The sequence below is a fragment of the Acidaminococcales bacterium genome, from assembly GCA_031290885.1.
GTDB lineage: Bacteria > Bacillota > Negativicutes > Acidaminococcales > JAISLQ01 > JAISLQ01.
The window spans coordinates 1-3,036 of record JAISLQ010000060.1 but is presented as its reverse complement, the minus strand read 5'-3'; the positions used below and the strand labels follow the sequence as shown (position 1 = coordinate 3,036).

The 3,036-nt window shown below is 52.5% G+C and carries 5 protein-coding genes; all 5 read left to right on the top strand.

The window, feature by feature from the left end; translation table 11 throughout:
• On the top strand, window positions 1–540 hold a 540-nt coding region (locus tag LBO03_07390), incomplete at its 5' end, for a hypothetical protein (GenBank protein MDR3349411.1).
• A gap of 12 nt (window positions 541–552) precedes the next feature.
• On the top strand, window positions 553–1,353 hold the full coding sequence (locus tag LBO03_07385; protein ID MDR3349410.1) for a VWA domain-containing protein: 801 nt from the start codon (window positions 553–555) through the stop codon (window positions 1,351–1,353).
• Window positions 1,354–2,214 (top strand): protein phosphatase 2C domain-containing protein, encoded by an 861-nt coding sequence (locus LBO03_07380; GenBank protein ID MDR3349409.1) that lies wholly within the window; start codon window positions 1,354–1,356, stop codon window positions 2,212–2,214. It begins immediately after the preceding gene.
• 100 nt (window positions 2,215–2,314) lie between these two features.
• Window positions 2,315–2,815 (top strand): hypothetical protein, encoded by a 501-nt coding sequence (locus tag LBO03_07375; GenBank protein ID MDR3349408.1) that lies wholly within the window; start codon window positions 2,315–2,317, stop codon window positions 2,813–2,815.
• Between the two features lie 13 nt (window positions 2,816–2,828).
• Window positions 2,829–3,036: hypothetical protein (locus tag LBO03_07370; protein ID MDR3349407.1), on the top strand; the 208-nt coding region annotated here is incomplete at its 3' end.

Below are 3,036 nucleotides of genomic sequence, written 5' to 3'. Positions count from 1 at the left end.
AACCGGCCCATACCCGGCATTAACAACAACGCCCTCCGCCGCTGGCCCCTGTTCCCTGGCTATGTGCGTGACAAGTTTGTCGAAGCCTTCAGCAAAACTGCTTTGGAAAATCCCGACCGCCGGGTCATCGAAATGGACTGGCTTAAAGTGTTTGACCGTCTGCGGAGCGAAATTTACAAATGCGGCTGCGGCGAAGTCTATTTTGCCCCGGCGGATGGATCCGTTCCCTGTCCCGCCTGCGGAAAAAAGGCCGACTTTGACATGTGCATTGAGATAGGCAAACGGCAATTCCCGGTCCACCGGCGCACCCGGCTGTATGAGTGCAACACGAACAACGAAAGCGATGATTTTTTTGCCATAAGCGCCTCAGCTCAAATAAACAGCGAAACCGGCGGCATAGAAATAAAAAACTGCTCAAAGAAAACATGGCTTGTCATCGGAAGGGATGGCAAACAGCGCTCAAAAACAGCGGGCAAAACCGTGGCGCTGGAAACTGGCGCAAGCATAGTGTTTGGAAACACAACCGCAAAGGTGGTATAGGAGGATATTATTATGGGTTTACAGGATGCAATCGAGGCGATCCCTCGCAAGACAATGGCGCTGTTCTTTTTGATAGACACATCGGGGAGCATGGCGGGATCAAAAATCGGCGCGGTGAATGCGGCAATAGCGGAAGTAATTCCTGAATTGCGGGATATTTCACAGGCCAACGCGGACGCGCTCATCAAGGTGGCGGCGCTGGAATTTTCCTACGGCGTTAAGTGGCTTACCCCGGAGCCTCTCGATGTTGATCTGTTCCAGTGGAACAACATCAATGCGGCGGGTGAAACCGATTTGGGCGAGGCCTGCATAGAATTGAGCGGTAAGCTCTCCACCAAAGCGTTTATGCGCGAAGCAACCGGATCTTTTGCCCCGGCGCTCTTTTTGATTTCCGATGGAGCGCCCACCGATGATTTTGACGCGGGCCTTGCGGAACTGCAAAAAAACAACTGGTACAGGCAGGCCATCAGGGTGGCAATCGCCATCGGCGACGATGCGGACAGGGGCGTGCTTGCAAAATTTACCGGCAGCACAGAAACGGTGCTGGAAGTGCACAACGCGGCGGCCCTCAAAAAACTAATAAAGTTTGTGTCGGTCCGGGCCTCAAAAATTGCAAGCCAGAGCGTTCAGGCAAGCGTGGTTTTGCAGCCGCTCAAGGCTGCCGGCACATACGCCGGATTGGAAGCTGCGGCGCAAACCGCCACCGTGGAAAACAATGTGGTTCCCGCCGTTCCCGTGACCGAAAAGCAGGAGGAGTTGGCTAAACAGATTGCGGAAGTAAAAGCGGACATATCTGATGAGGAGGAATGGTAAATGCCGAACCGGAAACCGGCTTTCACCTTTGCGGCCTCGGCGCAGGGGGAACGGCATAAAAAGCACGGGCAACCCTGCGAGGATTTTGCGCTCCATTACCGCGATGAAAGACATTCCTTTGCGGTGGTTTCGGACGGCCACGGCAATGATATGTGTTTTCGCAGCGGACGCGGAGCCCGCTTTGCCTGCGAAGCCGCTGCGGAATGTTTCAACAATTTTACTGATCAGATTCTTGTCGGTTATTTTCGGCGCGGAAAATTTGGCCCCCGGGATTTCTGCCCCGCCTTTGACAGGATTCTGCCCGGTTTGTGCGCCTCTATCCATGAAGCATGGAAACGGCGCGTGCTTTACGACTGGAGACATGACGCCCCTGACTTTGGAACACTGAATCTCGATCCCGCGGGGTATGATGAAAACATATTTGTCGCTTACGGCTGCACGCTTATTGCCGTTGCCGCGACAAATTCGTTTTGGTTTGGCGTACAAATTGGGGACGGCAAATGTGTCACCCTGGAAGACGGGGGCGGCTTTTCCGAGCCCATCCCCTGGGACGAGACTTGCCAGTTTAACATCACCACGTCACTCTGCGAAGAAAATGCGCCGGAACTTTTCCGTCATTTTGCCGGCGCCGAATTGCCGGAAGCTCTGTTTATCGGCACGGACGGTGTGGACACTTCGTTTTTGCTGGAAAAAAACGACGAAAAAATAGCCGGGATGTACCGAATCATTCTGGACAACTTTAAAGACGAAGGTTTTGAAAAGGGCCGTAGACAACTGGAAGATTTTTTGCCCGTCCTTACCGGGCGCGGTTCCGGCGATGATGTAAGCATCGCAGGAATATTGTTTCAACAGGAGAGGTGATATGCCAAAAGCATTGACATTTGCCCTGGACGGAAGATCCTTCAGCCTTACGCCCGAAAAAATTGACCGTAAAAAAATATACGGCTGGCAGGAAAAACTGGTGTTCGATGACGACAACAAGGAATGTACGCAGGCGTATACGGACGACACGGGCACGCTTGTTATGCCAAAAGGCGGCGTGGGCCTTGGTATTATATCCCCCGAAGGCGAATGGGTTGAACGGTCTTCACTCAAGGCGCAAACCCTTGAGGGCGGCGATGTGGGCCTTATTCGTTCCAGTTATGATGTGCCAAACGCGCTGTCAAAAAAAGCAAGCGATGAAGAATTTCTTGATTACACGATAACGGCGGCATATCAATTGGGCGGAGACAGCGCCTTTTGCGCCGCCCTGGGCGATGCTATTTACACCTTTGAGTATATCTACCGTGACGGCTACGAAACAACAAGCGCGTTTGTGCTGCAGAACAATGGAGCGGCGTTTTTGCTGTTGGGTTATGAAACCGGCATTGAAATGCTCGATTTGAATCAAACAGCCGAAATCGACGCCGGGGATGAAGACGCTGATGAAGAGGAAGAAGCAATTGACTTTACGATGATGTGACAGGAGGGACAGTATGCGCGGTCTCAATTTAATGAATGACAAGAAACGGGACGCGGTCGTCGCGTTTTCCCCCGCAGCCAAACGATCTAAAATAAAAATGATGCTTGCCGATGGGCGCGAAAAGAAAAACATACAGTTTGTAAAAACAACCGGCGGTTACGACGCGCTCCTGCGCCGGTATCATTCCGGCGAGGCTATTGCGGATGCGCTGGTCAAAGAGG